15 protein-coding genes are annotated in these 18,402 nt (G+C 45.2%); 10 read left to right on the top strand and 5 right to left on the bottom strand.

The features are described 5' to 3' along the window. Position 1 precedes the first annotated feature (1 nt). From QNI24_RS14015 to QNI24_RS13995, 5 genes are read left to right on the top strand one after another with little or no spacing between them, the layout of a single operon-like run. Positions 2 to 352, top strand: a complete 351-nt coding sequence (locus QNI24_RS14015; protein WP_267177531.1) for a cation:proton antiporter subunit C — start codon at positions 2 to 4, stop codon at positions 350 to 352. Continuing rightward, positions 349 to 1,830, top strand: coding sequence for a monovalent cation/H+ antiporter subunit D family protein (locus QNI24_RS14010; protein ID WP_267177530.1), 1,482 nt, complete (start codon positions 349 to 351; stop codon positions 1,828 to 1,830). The genes QNI24_RS14015 and QNI24_RS14010 overlap by 4 nt, the downstream gene beginning before the upstream one ends. After that, on the top strand, positions 1,827 to 3,317 hold the full coding sequence (locus QNI24_RS14005; RefSeq protein WP_267177529.1) for a monovalent cation/H+ antiporter subunit D family protein: 1,491 nt from the start codon (positions 1,827 to 1,829) through the stop codon (positions 3,315 to 3,317). The genes QNI24_RS14010 and QNI24_RS14005 overlap by 4 nt, the downstream gene beginning before the upstream one ends. Next, positions 3,307 to 3,618, top strand: coding sequence for a hypothetical protein (locus QNI24_RS14000; protein ID WP_267177528.1), 312 nt, complete (start codon positions 3,307 to 3,309; stop codon positions 3,616 to 3,618). Before QNI24_RS14005 ends, QNI24_RS14000 begins: the two co-directional genes overlap by 11 nt. Continuing rightward, positions 3,605 to 5,305 carry a Na(+)/H(+) antiporter subunit D gene (locus QNI24_RS13995; protein ID WP_283708758.1) on the top strand — a complete coding sequence of 567 codons (1,701 nt, stop codon included), beginning with the start codon at positions 3,605 to 3,607 and terminating at the stop codon, positions 5,303 to 5,305. The genes QNI24_RS14000 and QNI24_RS13995 overlap by 14 nt, the downstream gene beginning before the upstream one ends. A gap of 109 nt (positions 5,306 to 5,414) precedes the next feature. On the opposite strand, the gene QNI24_RS13990 is transcribed toward QNI24_RS13995, so the two are convergent. After that, a complete protein-coding gene (locus QNI24_RS13990; RefSeq protein ID WP_267177526.1) occupies positions 5,415 to 6,809 on the bottom strand; it encodes a cryptochrome/photolyase family protein in 1,395 nt (464 codons plus the stop codon). A 98-nt stretch (positions 6,810 to 6,907) separates the two neighbouring features. On the opposite strand from QNI24_RS13990, the gene nhaA reads away from it, so the two are divergent. The 3 genes from nhaA (at position 6,908) to QNI24_RS13975 (ending at position 8,998) form a co-directional block, all read left to right on the top strand. Continuing rightward, complete coding sequence (gene nhaA / locus QNI24_RS13985) at positions 6,908 to 8,113, top strand: Na+/H+ antiporter NhaA (RefSeq protein WP_267177525.1); 1,206 nt, start codon at positions 6,908 to 6,910, stop codon at positions 8,111 to 8,113. 148 nt (positions 8,114 to 8,261) lie between these two features. Further along, the gene (locus tag QNI24_RS13980; RefSeq protein ID WP_267177524.1) at positions 8,262 to 8,777 is read left to right on the top strand and encodes a DUF2975 domain-containing protein; all 516 of its coding nucleotides are present in this window, start codon (positions 8,262 to 8,264) and stop codon (positions 8,775 to 8,777) included. Positions 8,778 to 8,779: 2 nt separating this feature from the next. Beyond that, positions 8,780 to 8,998 carry a helix-turn-helix domain-containing protein gene (locus tag QNI24_RS13975; RefSeq protein ID WP_267177523.1) on the top strand — a complete coding sequence of 73 codons (219 nt, stop codon included), beginning with the start codon at positions 8,780 to 8,782 and terminating at the stop codon, positions 8,996 to 8,998. Between the two features lie 2 nt (positions 8,999 to 9,000). Here the strand turns inward: QNI24_RS13975 and holA are convergent, their stop codons facing one another. The 4 genes from holA to QNI24_RS13955 all read right to left on the bottom strand — a co-directional run bounded on the left by holA (position 9,001) and on the right by QNI24_RS13955 (position 13,578). After that, positions 9,001 to 10,005 carry a DNA polymerase III subunit delta gene (gene holA / locus QNI24_RS13970; protein WP_267177522.1) on the bottom strand — a complete coding sequence of 335 codons (1,005 nt, stop codon included), beginning with the start codon at positions 10,003 to 10,005 and terminating at the stop codon, positions 9,001 to 9,003. 8 nt (positions 10,006 to 10,013) lie between these two features. Continuing rightward, entirely contained in the window at positions 10,014 to 10,499 is a 486-nt protein-coding gene (locus QNI24_RS13965; protein WP_267177521.1) for an LPS-assembly lipoprotein LptE, read from the bottom strand. Further along, on the bottom strand, positions 10,496 to 12,937 hold the full coding sequence (gene leuS / locus QNI24_RS13960; protein ID WP_267177520.1) for a leucine--tRNA ligase: 2,442 nt from the start codon (positions 12,935 to 12,937) through the stop codon (positions 10,496 to 10,498). The genes QNI24_RS13965 and leuS overlap by 4 nt, the downstream gene beginning before the upstream one ends. 116 nt (positions 12,938 to 13,053) lie before the next feature. After that, on the bottom strand, positions 13,054 to 13,578 hold the full coding sequence (locus tag QNI24_RS13955) for a peroxiredoxin family protein (RefSeq protein WP_267177519.1): 525 nt from the start codon (positions 13,576 to 13,578) through the stop codon (positions 13,054 to 13,056). Positions 13,579 to 13,776: 198 nt separating this feature from the next. Here QNI24_RS13955 and QNI24_RS13950 point away from each other — a divergent pair, with 198 nt between their 5' ends. Continuing rightward, the gene (locus QNI24_RS13950; protein WP_267177518.1) at positions 13,777 to 14,319 is read left to right on the top strand and encodes a lipocalin family protein; all 543 of its coding nucleotides are present in this window, start codon (positions 13,777 to 13,779) and stop codon (positions 14,317 to 14,319) included. A 199-nt stretch (positions 14,320 to 14,518) separates the two neighbouring features. Further along, positions 14,519 to 18,402: beta strand repeat-containing protein (locus QNI24_RS13945; RefSeq protein ID WP_430539213.1), on the top strand; the 3,884-nt coding region annotated here is incomplete at its 3' end.

Raw genomic sequence — 18,402 nt, 5'->3', positions numbered from 1 at the left:
CGTGTTAATAGGTCTATACAACTATTGGATTGTTGTGGCATTAATGATGTTGGGCTTCTTCATCATCATTGCTCATGGCAATTTAATCAAAAAATTGGTTGGTTTAAGTATCTTCCAAACTTCAGTGTTTATTTTTTACATCAGTGTGGCTAAAGTCGAAGGTGGTAGCGCGCCAATTTTAGCGGCTGACACTTCGGTTTACTCCAATCCTTTACCTCATGTTCTGATTCTAACCGCCATCGTGGTGGGTATTGCTACCACAGCATTGGGCCTTGCTTTGACCATGCGCATCAATGAAGCGTATGGCAGCATTGAAGAAGAAATCATTCAAAAACAAGACAATCAATCGTGACTTTACATTTACCGATTTTACAAGTAATTGTGCCACTGATCGCGGCACCTTTGTGCATGTTCTTAAAACAATACCCCAAAGCGGTGTGGTTGTTTTCTTTGCTTGCTTCCGCATTAACCTTGCTGATCAGTGCCTTGTTATTACAGCAAGTACTGACCTCCGGCACCATTATTTATGAATTAGGGGGTTGGCAGCCACCTTGGGGCATTGAGTATCGCATTGATCAGTTGAATGCCTATTTGCTGTTAATCATAAGCGCTATCAGCACCATCGTATTGGTGGCCGCTCAGACCAGCATTGAAAAAGAACTTGAGTCTTACCGCCAAAGCTACTTTTACATGCTCTATTTGTTATCATTGGCGGGCATGCTCGGCATTGTGGCCACAGCTGATGCATTCAATGTGTTTGTGTTTTTGGAAATTTCATCATTATCGGCTTACGCCTTGATTGCATTGGGTAAAGATCGACGTGCATTGTGGGCCTCTTACCAGTATTTGATTATGGGCACGGTTGGTGCGACATTTATTCTGATTGGTATTGGTCTGATGTATCAAATGACTGGTACGCTGAACATGAATGATTTGGCCCAACGTCTACCTGAGGTGGCTGAAACTCGGACGGTATTTGTTGCTTTTGCCTTTACCGTGGTCGGCATTTGTTTGAAGTTAGCCTTATTTCCATTGCACTTATGGCTGCCCAATGCTTATGCCTATGCACCATCAATCGTCACCGCGTTTTTTGCTGCCACTGCCACTAAGGTAGCGATATACCTGTTAATTCGCTTTACCTTCTCAATCTTTGGGCTGTCCTTCTCATTCACCACTCTACCACTGCAAACATTATTCCTGTTGCTGGGATTATTGGGTGTCTTCATTGCTTCAATGACCGCCATTTATCAGAATAACGTCAAACACATATTTGCTTATTCCAGTGTCGCTCAAGTGGGTTATATGATTGTTGGACTCAGTGTCGGTAGTGCTTTGGGTTTGACCGCTACCTTGATTCACTTATTCAACCATGCTTTGATGAAAAGTGCCTTGTTCTTGGCCTTGGCTGCTGTGATGTACCGCATCGGCAGTGTACAGCTCAATCAGTTCCATGGGTTAGGCCGACAAATGCCTCTGACCATGGCTGCTATTGTAGTTGGTGGATTAAGCTTGGTCGGCGTGCCGCTGACAGTTGGTTTTGTCAGTAAATGGTATCTGGTGTTGGCAGTGATTGAAAATGGTTGGTGGCATGTGGCCTTATTAATCCTGCTTGGTTCACTATTAGCCATCATCTACCTATGGAAAATCGTTGAAGCCGCCTACTTTAAACCGCCTGTACACGAGGCTGGCACGATCAAAGAAGCCCCCTATTCCATCCTTATCCCGGTTTGGGTATTGATTTTTGCCAACTTATATTTTGGGATTGACACGCGTTTAAGTGTCGAAGTGGCGCAGTCTGCAGCGCAAAGTTTATTTGGAGTTGCCCCATGATGCTCTCTTACCAGACCATGTTACAACTTGCCGTGGTCATGCCTTTGTTGGCCATTCCGTTGATATTGATTACCAGGAACAAGCCCAATTTGCGCGAAGCATGTTCAATTGGTATTGGCTTGATCTTATTTTATTTGGTAATCAACCTTTACCACGGCGTTACCCAAGGCGAAGTCATCAGCGCCCAATGGGTTGAATTGGTGCCTGGCTTGGGCATCAATTTTTCGATTGAACCCCTCGGCATGCTGTTTGCTTTGATTGCCAGTTTCTTGTGGTTGGTGACAACTGTTTATGCCATTGGTTACATGCGCGATCACAACGAACAAAACCAAACCCGCTTCTTCTGCTTTTTTGCTTTTGCTATAAGTGGCGTTATGGGTGTGGCCTTTGCCGCAGATTTGTTCACTTTATTCATATTTTACGAGGTCTTGACCCTATCAACTTACCCCTTGGTGACCCATGCAGGCACCGATAAAGCCAAAGCCGGTGGTCGGGTTTATTTAGGCATCTTACTCAGCACTTCTATTGTGTTCTTCCTGTTTGCCATCATCAGCACATGGTTTGTGGCTGGCACTTTGACTTTCACCGCAGGCGGTGTCTTTGCTGCTGATGTCAATCCTGTTATCGCAGGCGCCATCTTGGTGCTGTTTATTTTTGGCATCGGTAAAGCAGCCATCATGCCCTTCCACCGTTGGTTACCAGCTGCCATGGTGGCACCGACTCCTGTCAGTGCCCTGTTACATGCTGTGGCTGTGGTGAAAGCCGGTGTATTCACCATTATCAAAGTTTGCTTGTTTATTTTTGGCTTAGACTTATTGGCGATTTTACCCAGTACCCAATTTTTACTCTATTTGGCAGGCATCACTGTTTTGTTATCATCTTTGATAGCCATGCGCCAAGACAACCTCAAAGCACGTTTGGCCTATTCCACGGTGAGTCAATTGGGTTACATCACCATGGGTGCCTTACTGGCCACTTCAGCTGGCATCATTGGTAGCTCGATGCACATTGCCATGCATGCCTTTGGCAAAATCACCCTATTCTTTTGTGCCGGCGCCATTTTGGTGGCAGCACATAAGTCTAAAATCAGCGAAATGCACGGCTTAGGATGGCAAATGCCTATCACCATGACGGCCTTCTTCATTGGTAGTTTGAGTATCATTGGCGTGCCTCCCACCGGCGGCACTTGGAGTAAATGGTTCCTTTTGGTGGGCACACTAGACAGTGCTCAATACTTTTTGATGGCGGCATTGATGATCAGTTCTTTGTTGAACATCGCTTACCTGCTGCCGATTCCTTTCCGGGCTTTTGTACCAAAAGAGAAAATGTCACGTGAAGGCATTCAAATCAAAGAAGCGCCTTTGCCTTCTTTACTGGCTTTGTCATTGACCGCCTTGATATGTTTGGTTTTGTTTGTCTACCCACAACCACTCTACGAATTAGTAACTTCAGTCTTTTCAACTGCAGAGGCAGCTTATGGAAAATAATAAAAAATACCTGTTTGATGACCCCAAAAACGTCAAACGCTTATTGAATGGTTTTTATGTCTGTTGCATTGTTTTGTTGTTGCTTGACTTTGTGATTCATCGCCACACTTACCACAGCTGGGAGGAGCTCTGGGGCTTTTACCCCTTGTATGGTTTCGTTGGCTGTGTCGTTTTGGTTTTTGTCGCCAAATGGATGCGCACTTTTCTCATGCGTGACGAGGACTATTATGACAAATTAGAAAATCCTGACATCAAACCCGACAACCAAGTAACCAAAGGTGATCATAATGTGGATGCTTGAGATACCGCCGTTCGTACCTTTCTTCATCGGTGCTGTTTTGGCAGCAGTGACTCGTGGTCCATTGCGTGGCGCCATCATGGTCTTGATACCTGTACTGAGTGCCATTCATTTGTGGATGGTGCCTGAGGGCATACATCTGCAGTTCAATTTCTTAGGCTATGAACTGACGCCATATCGATTGGATAAACTGAGTGTGATGTTTGGCTATGTGTTTCATATTGCGGCCTTTTTGGCCATCATTTACGCCTTACATGTGAAAGATACCGTACAACAAGTGGCTGCCATGATGTATGCTGGTAGCGGTTTGGGAGCGGTCTTTTCTGGTGATTTATTGACCCTGTTTGTGTTTTGGGAATTACTGGCATTCACTTCAGTTTTCTTGATCTGGGCCCGTCGCACTGAACGCGCTTACAAAGCGGGTATGCGTTACCTGATAGTACAGGTACTTTCAGGTGTGATTTTATTGGTTGGGACTTTGTTTTACCAAGCCGAACATGGCACATTGGCCTTTGAGTTCATCGGTCTAAATGGCATCGCTGGTTGGCTGATATTCATTGCATTTGGAATCAAATGCGCCTTTCCAGTGGCCCATAACTGGCTTACTGATGCCTACCCTGAAGCCACGGTAACCGGTACGGTTTTCCTCAGTGCATTCACCACCAAAGTGGCTGTTTACACCCTTGCTCGCGGCTATCCTGGAACTGAACTGCTGGTTTACATCGGCGCAGCCATGGCCTGTTTCCCAATATTTTTTGCAGTGATAGAAAATGACTTACGACGCGTACTTGCTTACAGTTTGATCAACCAAGTGGGTTTTATGGTTGTTGGTGTAGGTATTGGTACCGCGCTGGCCATCAATGGTGCAGTTTCTCACGCCTTCAATGATGTCATCTTTAAAGGCCTGTTGTTTATGTCCATGGGTGCCGTGTTAAAGATGACTGGTCGCATCAATGGTTCTGACTTGGGTGGATTATATAAAACCATGCCCAAAACCACAGTGCTTTGTATTGTGGGTGCGGCATCTATTTCGGCCTTTCCATTATTTAGTGGCTTCGTCAGTAAATCGATGGTGATGACAGCGGCCTTGGAAAACGGTTTTGATTGGATTTGGTTGATGTTGCTGTTTGCCTCTGCCGGGGTGTTTCACCATGCGGGCATCAAAATCCCTTACTTCGCCTTCTTTGCGCATGATTCAGGGTTGCGTGCTTCAGATCCACCAACCAATATGATTATTGCTATGTCAATAGCCGCAGCATTGTGTGTCGGTATTGGTGTATACCCTGCGGCCTTGTATTCATTGTTGCCATATGACACTGGCTACAACCCATACGATGCCACGCACATATTGGCACAAACCCAATTATTGTTCTTTTCTGCCTTGGCCTTTGTTTGGTTAAACTTGAAAAATTTATACCCACCAGAATTGCCATCAACCAACCTTGATGTTGATTGGACTTACCGACGTTTGATGCCTGCCATCATTAAACCAACCATCGTCATGATCAGTCGTGTATATGCGGCAGCAGCCGGATTCATTTCGGGTGGAATCAATTGGGGTATCAATTTCTTGTCTGAGAAAAACAGTAAACTCAATGGCATGATATCAAGTAATCACCCAGCTGGCAGTATGGTGCTGTGGGTGGTGGTCATATTGGCAGCTTACTTGTTGTTGACATTCTTTAAGTAAAAACCTACACGAATCATTCAATTAAATTGGGAGAACTTTTAACAGTTCTCCCTTAACGTGGGATCATGCGTTTGGGCACACGAATTCCTTTGGCATATGGGTTTGGATGTTATTTGCGTGCTTTGAACCAGTCCAGTGCATTTGTTCTGGCTTGTTTGTAATCGATGGCAGGTTGAGGGTAGCCGCACTCATCCCTGGTGGATTTATCTGGATCGTGAATTTTCTTTACATCAACATCGACCAATTCCTTGACGTAGGTTTTGATGTAAGTACCATCGGGATCAAACTTTTTTGATTGAGTTGTTGGGTTAAAAATCCTGAAATACGGTGCCGCATCACAGCCTGTGGCTGAAGACCATTGCCAACCACCATTGTTGGATGCCAAATCACCATCCAATAAATGCGCCATGAAATGCGCTTCACCTTTGCGCCAATCAATCAAACATAACTTAGTCAGGAATGAAGCCACAATCATGCGCACTCGATTATGCATCCAGCCTTCTTGTTTTAACTGACGCATACCAGCATCAACTATCGGAAAACCGGTTTTCCCTTGCTGCCATTGTTCAAACAATTCATCATCATCCCGCCATTCATCAACCGCGTCACTCTTGAAAGTTTGGTGTTTGGCCAACTGGGGATATGTGGTCAGTAAGTCATTATAAAAATCTCGCCAAACAAGCTCAGAAACCCAAGTGCTGCTGAAGGCTTTTTCATTATGTTGTTTTAATGCATGGGCCAAGCCTTGTTTGGCGCTGAGCACACCCAAGGCAAAATAAGGCGATAAACCACTGGTTCCAGAGATGGCAGGATAATCTCTTTCATCATCATAATCATTATCAGCAACAAACGCTTTCAGGCGTTCATTAGCTGCTGCCTCACCAATGGGCCACAGCTGAGACAAATGATCATCCAGGTTGATTGCTTCAAGTAAAATTGATTCTGACTCAACCTGAGCCGATAAATCCTTGTTATCAGTTAACTCACCAGGAATACTCAATGGTAATTCATAATCTGCTTTGACACGCTCGATGTATTTGTTTTTGTATGGTGTGAAGACATGGTACATTTCGCCATTGTCTTTGGTTACTGTGCCTGGAGGCAAGAGGTAATTGGCATGGTACTGACGGACCTCAATTTCACTGTTTTGAAGTTGCTTGATGACCGCCTTATCACGTTGGATTTCATTCAACCAATAGGAGCGATTAAAATAAACTGCATTAATATCAAACTGTTCAACCACTGTGGCAAGAACAGCAGGTACATCATTGAATGTGGGTACAGATTTTACCAACAATTCAATGTTGATTTTTTTTAACCTTTTTCTCAAATCTTTCACATGAGATTTGATAAATTCATACTTTTGCGGCGACTCGCCATGTACTTGGTGTTGTTTTGGGTTAAATATATACAATGCCAACACATTTTCGTTGTTTTTGGTGGCATGTGTTAGCGCGGGGTGATCAGCCAGTCTGAGGTCGTTTCGAAACCAAACCAAGTTCACAGTGGTAGCCTCAAATCAGGTGTTATATTCATGTTTTTCTGCTTGAAAATAAGATGATTATAACTATATCAATACGCAATCAAATTTAAGTGAAAACTATGCCAAAAGCTGCTGCTTCGTTTATTAGAAATTTTTTCAAAATGGAATCTTCGGCGGGAATACTGTTGTTCCTGTCTGCCGTACTGGCCATGATCATCGCCAATTCAGGCCTTGCTGGCTACTACAACCTCTTATTGGACACCCCTGTTGCCATACAGATAGGCGCCCTTGATATCAATAAACCTTTGTTGTTATGGATTAATGACGGCCTGATGGCTGTGTTTTTCTTTCTGGTGGGCTTGGAATTAAAACGCGAACTGATTGATGGGGAATTGTCAGATAAGAAAAACATTGTTTTACCAGGTTTAGGCGCCATCGGCGGCATGCTGTTTCCCGCTTTGGTCTTTTTCTGGTTTAATAAAGATGACCCACAAGCGCTACAAGGCTGGGCCATTCCCGCAGCGACCGATATTGCGTTTGCACTGGCTGTATTAAAACTGCTTGGGCCCAGAGTTCCGGTCAGTTTGAAAATTTTCTTAACCTCTCTGGCAATTTTTGATGACATCGGCGCGATTCTGGTAATTGCATTTTTCTACACTTCGCAAATTTCAACCACTGCCTTGTGGGTGGTAGCAGCATGCGTACCCGTGCTTTATGCCATCAACAAGAAAGGTGTCGAAGCGACCAGTACTTACATCTTGATAGGCGTAATCATGTGGGTAGCGATGCTGAAATCAGGTGTTCATGCCACATTGACAGGGGTTATTTTAGCCATGTTCATACCCATGAAGTCTAAGGAAAACCCTGAATATTCACCATTGAAGTCCTTGGAGCATAACCTTCACTCAGCGGTCGCTTATATCATTCTGCCCATTTTCGCATTTGCCAATTCAGGTCTGAATTTATCAGGTGTTGGTCTGGAACAAATGTTACATCCAGTACCATTAGGTATTGCATTGGGCTTGGTGGTCGGTAAGCAAGTGGGCATATTCTCGCTGTGTTGGATAGCCATCAAGTTAGGCTGGGCTGCGATGCCAGACCGCAGTAATTGGGTCGCCATTTACGGTGTATCCGCCTTGTGTGGAATTGGCTTTACCATGAGTTTGTTCATTGGCTCACTGGCCTATGAAGAAACACAGTTTGACATGGTTTTTGATGAGCGATTGGGCATCATTGTTGGTTCCATGATATCAGCAACCATTGGCTTCTTTGTACTGAAAACTCAGTACGGTAAAAATGCTGCTGAAATCGAATCCAAGTCATAATTCTAGATAACGACCGATCAAAAAGCCAACCATCGTGGTTGGCTTTTTTTGTGCCACAAGTAATAGTTTTACTAACTTCACTATATATTTATTGTTTATCAATAAATTTATAGCTATAATCAAAATATTATTAACTCGGTAACTGTCTATGAAAACCCAAACCATATTGAATATCATGTTCTTCCTTGCCTGGTTTGTCTTTATCGCCTTATTGATCAAAACCGGTGCTGTTGTAACTACCTATACCATCAGCTTATTCAACAGCGATGCGGCCAAGCACTTGTACTTTGATATGGACCTGTCGATGTACTTATCACACAGCTTGATGCATTACAGCATCCTTGCACTGACTAAGGTATTGTTGTTCAGTGCCCAAGCCTATGTGGCTTTCCTGGTGACAGAATTATTGAAAGATTTTAATTTGAAAAACCCATTCAGCCAAACTGTGGTTCACTTGATGGAACGCATTTGTTTTTCTATCCTGTTTATTGCCTTCCTCACAGTGTTGCACAATGGACACATCAAGGCTCTGGAGCAGGTGGTTGGTGTGGGTGCCAATGGCAGCGATGATGCGTACTTATTATGGGCAGCGATGGTTTATGTTATGGCCCAGGTATTCAAGCGTGGCATTGAAATACAAAACGAAAATGACTTCACCATATAACCATGGCTATTATTATTAACCTAGATGTCATGATGGCCAAAAGAAAGATGTCTTTGAATCAGCTTTCTGCAGCAGTTGGCATCAGTTTATCTAATTTATCCATCCTCAAAACAGGTAAAGCCAAAGCCATCAGATTCAGTACACTTGAGTCAATATGTGAAGCTTTGGATTGTCAGCCAGGTGATTTATTAGCATACCAATTCAGCTCTGATGATGAGTAGATTTATTGCGTGAAGTGCACCATCCACTTCTCCATCGCCAACCAGGCATTGCCGGGTAAGCGGCCTTTAATCATTCGATCGATGTCGCTGAGCGCCTTCAATGAGGATTCCCAGTGGGCCAAGGGCGCACTGTTAAGGACCTTTTGAATGATGGGTTGTCGGCTTTGCCAAATACCCATCCTTCGATAATCAGCGGCGCTGACGTTGCGTTGTTGGCTGCGAATAAAAGCCAGTTCACACAATGTCCTGGTTTCTCTCTCCAACGCCCAATGCACCACCACTGCAGCCACATCATTTTTTTCTAACGAACGAAGAATTCTGATGGCCCTGCTGGCTTGTTTGTCCAACAATGAATCGGTGAGCCTGAACACATCAAAGCGTGCGTTATCTGCCACCAAACCGGCGACATCACGGCCAGTAACCATCTGCTCAGCATAACGCATTTTAAGCTTTTCCAGCTCTTGGGCAGCGGCCAACAAATTGCCTTCCAAGCGCATACTTAACAGCCCAATGGCATCTTGATCCACTTGTAGTCCAATTGATTGACAGCGTTGCCTGATCCAATTAGGTAATTCAGTGGCTTTGGGCTGATAAACCCTCAAATACGCACCTTTATCAATGATGGTTTTAACCCATTTGGTTTTTTCATTACCGACGTTCCATTCATCACAACGAATGATTAGCATCACATCAGTTGGCATTTGTTCCACAAACGACACGATGCTGGCAGAACCTTTGGTACCTGGCTTGCCACTGGGCATATGCAGCTCAATAATACGCTGTGTCGCAAACAGTGACATGTTACCTGCACTGTTCTGCAATTCATGCCATTGAAATGATTTGTCTACCAAATGGCTTTCTCTTTCAGAAAAACCTTGCGCTGCCGCGGCTGCTTTAATAGCATCACCGGCTTCTTGCAACTGCAAAGGCTCATCACCAACCAATAAATAAACTGGCAGCAACTGCTGTTTCAGTTGTGCGGCCAATTGGTTGCTGTATAACTTCATCAGTCGCTTTACTGGATTGAGGATTGGTTGGCAATGGCTCGAATGATGCTTTGTGCCATGTCCTCGTACATTTGTTGTCGCAACACTTGTTCTTCGCCTTGAGCACCAGCTATTTGACCAATATCAAAAGCATAATCTCGAGACAAATTCAAAGTCTGTTCGGGCACCGCAATTTTTTCCAAGAATTGAACCGAAAAAACCACTTCATAATCCAACCTATACTCTTGTACCCGGTTGTTGGCACCAATTGACTGAACCTGCTTCGTCAAGCTGTCCTTGCTGATGATAATTTGAGCCGAAGCGCTTGTGGCATCCTCCACCAAATTAACGCCTTGATTAGATAAGGCCACTGCCAATGGTCGATACAAAGGTGAGGTGATGCTGTGCTTGATGTGAGTCTTGTTATAGGCATTGTCTAATTCAACTGCAGTTTTGAGTTGGTAACCACAACCGAAAAGCAACAAAGACACAAACAGGCATGAAATAAGTCTCATGAAACCACCACATTGACCAATCGTTTCGGTACCACAATGATTTTACGGACGGTCTTATCAGCAATGAATTTTTGCACATTCTCTTCCGCCAAAGCCAAAGCTTCAATACCCTCTTTATCCATGTCAGCTGGCACAGCCAATTTCGCTCTTAATTTACCGTTGACTTGCACCACCATTTCAATTTCATCTTGAACCAAGGCCGTTTTATCTACCACTGGCCAATCGGCATCACAAAGTAAAGCTTCCTCGCCCATCATTTGCCACAAAGCTTGCGTCATGTGCGGCGCAAATGGACTGAGCATTTTCATCAGACTGTACCAGCCCTCATGACGAATCGCCATGCCAGTGGGACTGTCGTCATTGAACTTAGAGAGTGCATTGGTGAGTTCCATCATGGCAGCAATAGCGGTGTTGAAGGTTTGGCGGTCACCCACATCTTCTGTCACCTTGGCAATGGTTTGGTGAGTTTTGAAACGCATTGCTTTTTGCGTTTTGTTCAGGTCATTACCCATGCTGTGCGTTTGACCAGCAGCGGCCTCAATGAACTGAGTGACTTGAAACCACACCCGATTGAGGTAACGTGCGGCACCTTCAACGCCTTCATCAGACCATTCAAGCGATTGTTCAGGAGGCGCTGCGAACATAGAAAACAAACGCACTGTATCAGCACCATAACGATCGATTAAATCTTGTGGATCCACGGTATTGCCTTTGGACTTTGACATCTTGGCACCGTCTTTCAACACCATGCCCTGGGTCAATAAATTGGTGAAAGGCTCATCTGAATTCACCAGTCCCTGATCACGCAATACTTTGTGATAAAAACGCGCATATAGCAGGTGCAAGATGGCATGCTCGATGCCACCAATGTATTGATCTACTGGCAACCAATGGTCAGCTTCGTCACTCAGCATGCCACCACTGTACTGAGGACAGGTATAGCGGGCATAGTACCAAGAGGACTCCATGAAAGTATCAAAAGTATCTGTTTCACGGGTAGCTGGCTTGTTGCATATGGGGCAGGTGGTTTCATAGAATTCTGGCATCTTCTTAATCGGTGATCCACCGGTCTCATCAAACACCACATTTTCCGGTAATTCAACCGGAAGTTGATCTTCAGGTACCGCCACCGCGCCACAATCATCACAATAAATAATTGGGATTGGGCAGCCCCAATAACGCTGACGAGAGACACCCCAGTCACGCAAACGGTAATTGATTTGTACCCGGCCGCTGTCATTGGCTTTGAAGTGTGTTGCCATCGCGTCAAATGCGGTTTTAAAATCCATGCCATCGTATTCGGCGGAATTCATCAGCACACCTTTTTCGGTGATTGCAGCCTGACTCAAATCACCTTCAGCATCAATCACTTGAACAATCGGCAGGTCATATTTCTGGGCAAATTCGTAATCGCGTTGGTCGTGGCCTGGAACTGCCATCACCGCACCTGTTCCATAAGTCATCAGCACAAAGTTAGCGACCCAAACCTGGACTTTGTCACCCGTTAATGGGTGGGTGGCATCCAAACCGGTGTACATGCCTTTCTTTTCCATGGTGGCCATGGCCGCTTCATTGCTTTGTTCTTTGGCGCACTGTTTCAAAAAAGCAGCTAAATCTGTATTTTCTGCCGCAGCTTGCAATGCCAGCGGGTGTTCTGGCGCCACCGCCATGTATGAAACACCATATAAAGTGTCAGGTCTGGTGGTATAAATGCTGACCTCACCAAAGCCATCGACCTGAAAGTCCAGCTCCAGACCTTTGGATTTACCAATCCAATTGCGCTGCATGGTTTTAACCGAATCAGGCCATCCAGGCATGTGATCCAATGACGCCAACAGTTCTTCAGCATAATCAGTGATTTTTAAGAACCATTGAGGAATGGATTTCCTGATCACCTCAGCACCTGAACGCCAGCCTTTGCCATCCACCACTTGTTCATTGGCCAATACGGTCTGATCCACAGGATCCCAATTAACCACAGCATCTTTGCGATAAACCAAGCCTTGCTCATACAATTTGACGAACATCCACTGTTCCCAACGGTAATAATCTGGTTGGCAGGTGGCCAATTCACGTGACCAATCAAAAGCAAAACCAAGGCGTTTGAATTGTCCCGTCATTTCCTTCATGTTGGCGTAAGTCCATTCAGCCGGTTCTTTGTTGTGCTTGATTGCGGCATTCTCTGCAGGTAAGCCAAAAGCATCATATCCTATCGGCTGTAAGACATTTTTACCTTGCATTTTTTGGTACCTGGCAATCACCTCGCTCAACGTGTAGTTTCGCACGTGTCCCATGTGCAACTTGCCACTGGGGTAAGGAAACATGCTGAGACAATAGTATTTTTCTTTGTTATCGTCAGGTTTGACTTCAAATGATTTGTGCTCATCCCAAAGTGCTTGGGCCTGTTGTTCAACTTCTTGCGGGTTATATGTTGTCATTCAATTTCCAATTATTGCAGCGGTACAATTAAAGTGTTTCAAAGCGGAAATTATAAGGTTTCAAGCGTTGTGGGTAAAGCGGTGATTCACCTGTTACATCAGCAGCTGGTCATTACCTACCAAGTCCGAACACGCATACCTAACTCTGTGCTGTAGCCCATCGATTTAGATGCCAGCTTGCCAGCCTCATCAATCACGTAATAAGTTGGAAAACCGACAATTCTATACGCTTGCATTTGTGCTTCATTGCCAAGTAAAACTGGTACAGTTAAATCTAAATCAGCCACAAAAGTTTCTACCTCAGCACGATTCTCATAAGACAAAGCCACCATCAATACGATTAATTCATCTTCTGTTCTTGTCGCTCGCAGGTCGTTGAGGTTGTCAGCTGAAAGTCGACAGACGGTACACCAAGGTGCGAAAAAATAAACCAAAACCGCTCTACCTTGATAGTCGCTCAATTGGTGTGATGTACCATCCAACGCAATCAACCGAAAATCAGGCGCTGTTTGTCCAGCTGCAGCCAGAGAGCCTCGGTTTTGCCACCATGAAAAGGCCAGCAAAAGCAAAAAAATCAACACCGCATCCATCAATATGGCGTTGTATTTGTTTTTCCTTAAGCTTTTAATTTTTTTTAACATACCTAAATAATTTATCAATCATGAAATAAGACCTCAATAAAGATTTAAATCATGCATAAAGTCTGGCTAATATTGAAGGACTGCTAATCAGCTCTATTATAAAACCCATCATGCTAGGAATTATAGGTCTGAAAAATACTTGACCTGATATTCACACCTTTGAGCCTAAACTAGCCGCATTAGTTTTAAAAATTCAACATGAAAAAAATAATCAGCTTAGGAATTGTTATTGTGGTATCTCTTTTTGCTTTTCAATCTTGTCGCCAAGGCCCACCCATCAGAATGGCAGAAAAAGTCAATCTGGATTTATTTATGGGAGATTGGTTCGTTATAGCCAATATTCCTACCTTTATTGAAAAGGGGGCTCATAATGCCATTGAGACCTATGAGCGCGAGGATGAAAACGTCATCAATACCACATTCTCCTTCAATAAAGATAGCTTTACTGGTCCTAAGAAAGAGTATAACCCCACCGGTTTTGTGCAAGACGACCCGTCGAATGCTGAGTGGAAAATGCAATTCCTGTGGCCCTTTAAATCCGAATACATCATTGTTTATGTCGATCCAGCCTATGAATACACCATCATTGGTAGAACCAAGCGAGATTACGTTTGGATTATGGCTCGAAAACCACAGATTGATCAAAGAGAATTGGAACGATTGATTCAAATTGCTGTGGATGAAGGCTATGACCGGAATGCGATTCAATTGGTGCCACAAGAGGCTAACAAAAAACCGTAATTGTTTGATTGTGTTGAAATTTGAGTAGTGACATATTTTGTCATTACCTGCCTTTTAGAAATTTACAAAAACAATCCAGACAAACAAAACTGTGAATAATGTCACAAATAGTAAAATTTCAATCTTTTTGAAGTATACGGCATTTACAACACTACATTATATGGTATAAATCGCATATTATTAAACTAGTGTGTGTTTTATGAATAAGATATTTTTCTGTGCCTTAGTGGTTCTTCCCTTATTATTCAGTTCTGTAGCTCAATCTCAGGTTGACAGGAACTTTACTAATCGCTTCAATACCGACACCAATGGCGCCATTGAAATCATAGGTAACGTTTTAATTACTTGTGACGAAGCAACAACTGCTGACTGTGCTGATCGGCAGAATGGCACAGTAGCAAGCAATAATAACATTCAAACAAGGTATGTAAATGTTGACCCAACTGCTGGTTTCAATAATTCATCATCAGCAACTTTAACATTACCTGCCAACTCAAATGTGTTGTACGCGGGATTATATTGGGCCGGTAGAAGTGGCAACGGCAATGATCGCAGAACAATTCAAATCAGAAGGCCTGGTTCTGCAAGTTACCAGGCAGTCACTGCCCCAAACAACCAAACTGATGTCTTTTCTAACCAAGGCAGCAACAACAATCGCCCTTACCAAGCAACTGTTGAAATCACTTCAATTGTTGCGGCAGGTGGATCAGGTACGTATACGGTTGCCGGATTGGTTGCTAATAACGGAGCCGATGGATTGGGTTTCTATGGCGGTTGGTCAATTGCTGTAATCTATGAAAACAGTTCTTTGCCGTTCAGGCGGTTAACATTATTCGATGGTGCTGCCAGAGTAACAGACACCACCAACATACCAATCACAGTTTCAGGACTTCTGACTCCATTAAGCGGGACTTATTACACCGGCATAGGCGCATTGGTTTGGGAAGGCGATCAAAATATTTCAGGGGACCAATTTATTTTTGAAGGCAGCAACGTCGATTTTCCACCACTGAACCCACAAAATAATTTTTGGAACAGCTCTATAACAAAGAACAACGCGCGTATTACTTCAAAAACACCTGATTATGTTAACCAACTGGGTATGGACATCGATTTTGTAGATGTCAGCACACTAACCTCAAATTGGGGCAATGGTGAAACTGAAGCAACAGTAGAGTTTGTAACCAACGGTGACTCTTATTACCCACATTATCTGGCTTTTGTTACTGATTTAAACGTTCCTGATTACAGTTCTTCTTTGAATAAAACCGCTGTTGATGTTAATGGTGGAGACATAGGGCGCAGTGATGTAATCTCATACAATATCACTTTTACCAATGACGGTCAGGACAGCTCAACCAATACTGTGGTTACTGATCCTATTCCCAACAACATGACATACGTACCAGGCAGTTTAGAAATCGTCAGTTCTGACGCTGGTCCAACTGGCCCATTATCTGATACCAGTGGCAATGATGCTGGAGAATATGATGGCGTAAATAATCAGGTAGTTATTCGCGTAGGCGATGGAGCGAATGGTACCAATGGTGGAACAATTGCACCTGGTGAGCAAGTCGTTGTCAGTTTTGACGCTGTCATTGATGCAAATGCACCCACGGGTGACATTATCAACACCGTAACCATAACTGCCAACTCATTCCAATTACCAACCACCGAATTTGTTTTCAATGATACTGAAACAATTACTTTAACAGATGTAACCCCACCAACCATTGGTGCTTGTACTGTCTCACCCGATCCAGCCAATGATGGTACGCCTTTAACGGCTACTTGTACTGGCGTTGAGACGGGTGCTGTGGTCACCATTCCTGGTTACGTTTGTGCTGCTGAGGCCGGTAACGAAGTGGTCTGTACCGCAACCGCTGGCCAAAACGGTGTCGATGGTGATGAAGTGGCCACGGCCACCGATGCAGCCGGCAACACAGCAACCACACCTGCACCATTCACTTTAGATAACACCGCTCCAACGGCTGCTGTGTGTACCGTTACACCAAACCCAGCCAACGATGGCACTGCCCTGAGTGCTACTTGTACTGGTGTTGAAACCGGCGCAACAGTATCTATTCCAGGCTATAGCTGTGGTGCTGAGTCGGGTAACGAAGTGGTTTGTACCGCCACTGCTGGTACTGGTCCAGGTCAAGTCAGTGGTGATGCTTTAGCAACCACCACCGATGCCGCCGGCAACTCAGCTACATCTACCGCTGCTTTCACCCTTGATAACACCGCACCGACCATTGGTGCTTGTACTGTCTCACCCGATCCAGCCAATGATGGCACGCCTTTAACGGCTACTTGTACTGGCGTTGAAACCGGGGCAACAGTATCTATTCCAGGCTATACCTGTGGTACTGAATCGGGTAACGAAGTAGTTTGTACCGCAACCGCCGGCCAAAATGGCGTCGATGGTGATGAAGTGGCTACCGTTACTGATGCGGCCGGAAACTTCAGCAATGCCGATGCTTTCTTTACCTTAGACAACACTGCACCAACGGCTGCTGTGTGTACTGTAACTCCCGATCCAGCCAATGATGGCACCGCCCTCACCGCCACTTGTACTGGTGTTGAAACCGGCGCAACAGTATCTATTCCAGGCTATAGCTGTGGTGCTGAGTCGGGTAACGAAGTGGTCTGTACCGCAACCGCTGGCACTGGCCCAGGCCAAGTCAGTGGTGATGCTTTAGCAACCACCACCGATGCCGCCGGCAACTCAGCTACATCTACCGCTGCTTTCACCCTTGATAACATCGCACCGACCATTGGTGCTTGTACTGTCTCACCCGATCCAGCCAATGATGGTACGCCTTTAACGGCTACTTGTACTGGCGTTGAGACGGGTGCTGTGGTCACCATTCCTGGTTACGTTTGTGCTGCTGAGGCCGGTAACGAAGTGGTCTGTACCGCAACCGCTGGCCAAAACGGTGTCGATGGTGATGAAGTGGCCACGGCCACCGATGCAGCCGGTAACACCGCTACCACAGCTGTACCATTCACTTTAGATAACACCGCTCCAACGCCTGCTGTGTGTACCGTAACACCAAACCCAGCCAATGATGGTACCGCCCTGAGTGCTACTTGTACTGGTGTTGAAACCGGCGCAACAGTATCTATTCCAGGCTATAGCTGTGGTGCTGAGTCGGGTAACGAAGTGGTTTGTACCGCAACTGCTGGCACTGGCCCAGGCCAAGTCAGTGGTGATGCTTTAGCAACCACCACCGATGCCGCAGGCAACACCGACACATCAACCGCAGCGTTCACGCTTGATAACACCGCACCAACCATTGGTGCTTGTACTGTTTCACCCGATCCTGCCAATGATGGTACGCCTTTAACGGCTACTTGTACTGGCGTTGAAACCGGGGCAACAGTATCTATTCCAGGCTATACCTGTGGTACTGAATCGGGTAACGAAGTGGTTTGTACCGCAACTGCTGGCCAGAATGGTGTTGATGGCGATGAAGTAGCTACCGTTACTGACGCTGCTGGCAATACCAGTAATGCCGATGCCTTCTTTACCTTGGATAACACTGCACCGACCATTGGTGCTTGTACTGTTTCACCCGATCCTGCCAATGATGGTACGCCTTTAACGGCTACTTGTACTGGCGTTGAAACCGGGGCTACCGTAACCATTCCAGGTTACGTTTGTGCTGCTGAGGCCGGTAATGAAGTGGTTTGTACTGCAACCGCTGGCCAGAATGGTGTCGATGGTGATGAAGTGGCTACTGCCACCGATGCAGCCGGTAACACCGCTACCACAGCTGTACCATTCACTTTAGATAACACCTCACCAACGCCTGCTGTGTGTACCGTAACACCAAACCCAGCCAATGATGGTACCGCCCTGAGTGCTACTTGTACTGGCGTTGAAACCGGCGCCACTGTGAGTATCCCAGGTTATACCTGTGGTGCTGAGTCGGGCAATGAAGTGGTTTGTACCGCAACTGCTGGCACTGGCCCAGGCCAAGTCAGTGGTGATGCTTTAGCAACCACCACCGATGCCGCAGGCAACACCGACACATCAACCGCAGCGTTCACGCTTGATAACACCGCACCAACCATTGG

It is taken from the genome of Marinicella marina, assembly GCF_030065545.1.
GTDB lineage: Bacteria > Pseudomonadota > Gammaproteobacteria > Xanthomonadales > Marinicellaceae > Marinicella > Marinicella marina.
Note: the sequence above shows the minus strand (reverse complement) of the source record. Positions and strands in the feature narration are given on the sequence as shown.

Excerpts from the sequence above, each read along its gene's own strand:
- QNI24_RS14005 (WP_267177529.1), top strand. The coding sequence starts at position 1,827 with ATGATGCTCTCTTACCAGACCATGTTACAACTTGCCGTGGTCATGCCT.
- QNI24_RS14000 (WP_267177528.1), top strand. The coding sequence starts at position 3,307 with ATGGAAAATAATAAAAAATACCTGTTTGATGACCCCAAAAACGTCAAA.
- QNI24_RS13995 (WP_283708758.1), top strand. The coding sequence starts at position 3,605 with ATGTGGATGCTTGAGATACCGCCGTTCGTACCTTTCTTCATCGGTGCT.
- nhaA (WP_267177525.1), top strand. The coding sequence starts at position 6,908 with ATGCCAAAAGCTGCTGCTTCGTTTATTAGAAATTTTTTCAAAATGGAA.
- QNI24_RS13980 (WP_267177524.1), top strand. The coding sequence starts at position 8,262 with ATGAAAACCCAAACCATATTGAATATCATGTTCTTCCTTGCCTGGTTT.
- QNI24_RS13975 (WP_267177523.1), top strand. The coding sequence starts at position 8,780 with ATGGCTATTATTATTAACCTAGATGTCATGATGGCCAAAAGAAAGATG.
- holA (WP_267177522.1), bottom strand. The coding sequence starts at position 10,005 with ATGAAGTTATACAGCAACCAATTGGCCGCACAACTGAAACAGCAGTTG.
- QNI24_RS13965 (WP_267177521.1), bottom strand. The coding sequence starts at position 10,499 with ATGAGACTTATTTCATGCCTGTTTGTGTCTTTGTTGCTTTTCGGTTGT.
- leuS (WP_267177520.1), bottom strand. The coding sequence starts at position 12,937 with ATGACAACATATAACCCGCAAGAAGTTGAACAACAGGCCCAAGCACTT.
- QNI24_RS13955 (WP_267177519.1), bottom strand. The coding sequence starts at position 13,578 with ATGTTAAAAAAAATTAAAAGCTTAAGGAAAAACAAATACAACGCCATA.
- QNI24_RS13950 (WP_267177518.1), top strand. The coding sequence starts at position 13,777 with ATGAAAAAAATAATCAGCTTAGGAATTGTTATTGTGGTATCTCTTTTT.